This is a genomic window from Streptomyces sp. URMC 123, assembly GCF_051386515.1.
GTDB lineage: Bacteria > Actinomycetota > Actinomycetes > Streptomycetales > Streptomycetaceae > Streptomyces.
Genome location: NZ_JBPQTV010000468.1, coordinates 1 through 3,807 on the forward strand (window position 1 = coordinate 1; position 3,807 = coordinate 3,807).

The following is a 3,807-nucleotide window of genomic DNA, read 5'->3' on the forward strand; positions in this document are numbered from 1 at the left end:
TCACGGCTGTAACCGCTGCGGACGGGGGCGGCGGCCGGCTGCCGTACGCGGCCGGGGCGGGCCGCCGTCGCCGCGCCCCCGCCACCGCCCTCGTGGCGCCGAGCCATCAGTACGCCCCGCGGCCGTCGACCACCGCGCGGAACGTCCGGGCGATCACGTCCAGATCGCCGGTGATCGACCAGTTGTCCGCGTACCGCAGATCCAGCGCCACGCTCTCGTCCCAGGACAGGTCCGAGCGCCCGCTGATCTGCCACAGCCCCGTCAGCCCCGGCTTCACCGCGAGCCGCCGCACCTCGACCTCGTCGTACTGCGCCACCTCGTCCGGCAGCGGAGGGCGCGGCCCCACCAGCGACATGTCGCCGCGCAACACGTTCACCAGCTGCGGCAGTTCGTCCAGGGAGCTGCGGCGCAGCGCCCGGCCCACGCGGGTGACCCGGGGGTCGCGCCGCATCTTGAACAGCGGCCCGTCCTTCTCGTTGGCCGCCGCCAGCTCCGCCCGGCGCCGCTCGGCGTCGACCACCATGGTGCGGAACTTCCACATCGTGAACGGCGCCCCGTGCCGTCCGACCCGGGTCTGGCGGTGCAGCACCGGGCCGGGCGAGGTGCACCGGATGGCCAGCGCCACCACGGCGAACAGCGGGGCGAGCAGCAGCAGTCCGAGCGCCGCGCCGGCGCGGTCGAGCAGCGCCTTGAGCAGGACGTGCGCGCCGCGCCGGTGCGGCGGGGCGATGTGCAGCAGCGACAGCCCGGCGACCGTCGCCACCTGGACGCGGCGCAGCGCGACATCGGTCAGCCCCGGCGCCACGGCCAGCGGCAGCCCGGCGTCGTGCAGCGCCCAGGAGAGTCTTCGCAGCCGCTCGCCGGTCAGCCCCGGACCGGGCGCCACCAGCGCCAGTTCGGCGCCGAGCTGGCCGGCGGCGGTCAGCACCGGCATCCAGTCCTCGCCGGGCGTGTCCGGCGTGCGGGCGCCGAGCCGGGCGGGCGCGGGCAGCCCTGAGGCGAGCGGCCCGGGGCCCACCGGCACGGCGCCGATCACCACATACGCGTGGTCGGTGCGCCCGGCCAGGTGCTCGACCACCTCGTCGGCCGCGCTGGGCTCCCCGATCACCAGCACCCGGCGCACGGCCTGGGCCTCCCGGCGCAGCGCGGTCAGATGCCGGTGGGTGACCTTGCGGCAGACGGTGGTCAGCACGGGCGCGCCGGACAGCGCGAGCAGCGCCAGATGCGGCGCGGAGCTCTCGCCGACGGTGATCCGGGCGACGGCGAGCAGCCCCAGCAGGGTCAGCCAGTCGTGGACCACCGGCAGGACGCCCCGGGACTCCCCGAGGGCGGCCTCGGAGTAGCGGTCGTGCGCGGCCCGTACGGTGAGCCAGACCGCGGCGGCCGTGAGCGCGGCGAGCAGCGGGTGGGGCTGTCGGGTCGCCTGGAAGACGATCACCACCGGTGCGGCGATGCCCAGCACGTCCGTGACCAGCGCCACGGGCAGATACCAGGTCGCCTTGTCGCTCCGTGCTCGCGAAACGCTCTTTTCCATCGATAACGGATGTATCAGATCGGAATTGGGCATACCGATACGCCGCATGGACCCCCCTGGCACATCGCGACCGTGAAGGCACGCCACCGCCTCCCCTGGGGTGGCGCGCCGAGGTGTCAGAGACGCTATGTCAAACTACGGCGCGTTCGCTGCAGTTTGCAGGAACTTTTCTGCAGGGTCATTCGGCGGCGGCCCCGGGGCGCTCACGACGGGTGTTGTGGCTGTTCGCACCCTTGCGGTTTCCGATGTCGGATGCGCACGCCGGGCGCCCCGGGTGCCGGCGGAGGGGCACCACCAGGGGCTCGCCGGTCCGCGGGTGCGGCAGGACCTCGATCCGCTGGCCGTAGACCCGGGACAGCAGGGCCTCCTCGAAGACCTCGGCCGGCGGGCCGTCCGCCGCGATCCGGCCACCGTGCAGCACGGCGACCCGGTCGGCGTGCGCGGCCGCGAGGCCCAGGTCGTGCAGGACCACGACGACCGCGTCCCCGGCCGCCGCACGCTCCCGGCAGGTCCGCAGCACCAGTTCCTGATGGCGCAGATCGAGCGCGGCCGTCGGCTCGTCGAGCAGCAGCAGCGGTGCCCGTTGCGCCAGCACCCGGGCGAGCGCGACCCGGGCCCGCTCGCCCCCGGACAGCCCGGAGAAGGGCCGCCGGGCGAAGCCGGCCGTCTCCGTGGCGGCGAGCGCCGCGGCCACCGCCCGGTCGTCCTCGTCCTCGGCGGGCGTGCCGGCCCAGGGCGCCCGCCCCATCCGGACCACCTGGGCCACGGTGAACGGGAAGGACAGCGTGGCCGACTGCGGCAGCACGGCGCGGCGCAGCGCGAGGTCGGCCGGGCTCCATGCGGGGGCCGGGCGGTCGGCGATCCGCACTTCGCCCGCGGCGGCCGGCAGATCGGCGGCGAGCGCGGCGAGCAGCGTGGACTTGCCCGCGCCGTTCGGCCCGACCAGCGCCAGCACCTCGCCGGCCACGACGGTCAGGTCCACCCCGTCGAGCACCGGCCGGCCGCCCAGCCGCACCGCGAGCGCCCGGGCCTCGGCGAGCGGCTCGCCGGGCGGTACGGGGGCGGGCAGCGAGCGGGCCCGCACGTGTCCGCCGAGCAGCCCGCGGATTCCCGTACCCAGCCGCGTGACTCCGCCCGGCAGCGTGATCCGGTCCGTGCGCGTGGTCGGGTCCGTGCGCGTGGCCGCGTCCGTTCGCCCGGTGGCGCTCGCCCTCATGCCCAGCCTCCCTGCTTGCGGCGGGTCCTGCGCAGCAGCCAGAAGAAGAACGGGCTGCCGAACAGCGCGGTCAGCACGCCCAGCGGCAGCTCCGCCGGCCGGGCCACGGTGCGGGCGGCGAGGTCGGCGGCGGCCAGCACCAGGGCGCCGCCGAGCGCGCTGCCGGGAACGAGGAAGCGGTGCCCGGGGCCCACGGCCATCCGCAGCAGATGCGGCACCAGCAGGCCGACGAACGTGACGATGCCGGCCACGGCCACGGCCGCCGCCGTCAGCAGCGCCACCAGGAGCATCACCGTCATCCGCAGCCGCTCCACGGCCACGCCGAGGTGGCGCGCGGGCCGCTCGCCCAGCGCGAGCAGGTCCAGCGAGCGCGCGCAGCCGGGCGCCAGGGCCAGCCCGACCACCGCGCACGGCAGCACGGCCAGCACCTTGGGCCAGGTGGCCTGGGCGAGCGAACCGAGCTGCCAGAAGGTGATCTGGGTGATCTGCGCGGTGTCCGCGAAGAAGATGAACAGGCCGATCAGCGCGCCGGCGAAGGCGTTGACGGCGATGCCGGTGAGGATGAGCGTGACGACTTCCGCGCGCCCGCCGGAGCGGGACAGGGCGTAGACGATCAGGACGGTCAGCAGCCCGACGGCGAACGCGCAGGCGGGGACGGTCCAGTTGCCGAGGAACCGCAGGCCCAGCGCGATGGCGCCGACCGCGCCGACGGCCGCGCCCGCCGAGATCCCGATGACGCCGGGCTCCGCCAGCGGATTGCCGAACACGCCCTGCATCAGCGCGCCCGCGCAGCCGAGCGACGCGCCGACGAGCAGCGCGAGCACGACGCGCGGCAGCCGCACGTTCCACAGCACGCTCTCTCCGACCCGGTCCAGCGCGTCCCCGCCGAGCCCGGCCCGGTGCAGCAGCGACCCCACCACGTCGCCGAGCCCGATGTGGTACGCCCCCGTTCCGGCGGACAGCAGGCAGACGAGGACGAGCGCGACCACGAGGCCGGTGCTGACGGCCGCGGCGGTGACCTTTCCGGGGGAGGCCGGAGACGGGTCGGGGTCGGGGT

The 3,807-nt window shown here is 75.9% G+C and carries 3 protein-coding genes; all 3 read right to left on the reverse strand.

The window, feature by feature from the left end:
- Positions 1–106: 106 nt before the first annotated feature.
- Entirely contained in the window at positions 107–1,534 is a 1,428-nt protein-coding gene (locus ACSNOD_RS29460) for a sugar transferase (protein ID WP_436770132.1), read from the reverse strand.
- Between the two features lie 178 nt (positions 1,535–1,712).
- On the reverse strand, positions 1,713–2,654 hold the full coding sequence (locus ACSNOD_RS29465) for a heme ABC transporter ATP-binding protein (RefSeq protein ID WP_436770134.1): 942 nt from the start codon (positions 2,652–2,654) through the stop codon (positions 1,713–1,715).
- 92 nt (positions 2,655–2,746) lie between these two features.
- The coding region (locus tag ACSNOD_RS29470) for a FecCD family ABC transporter permease (protein WP_436770133.1) at positions 2,747–3,807 on the reverse strand (1,061 nt) is incomplete at its 5' end.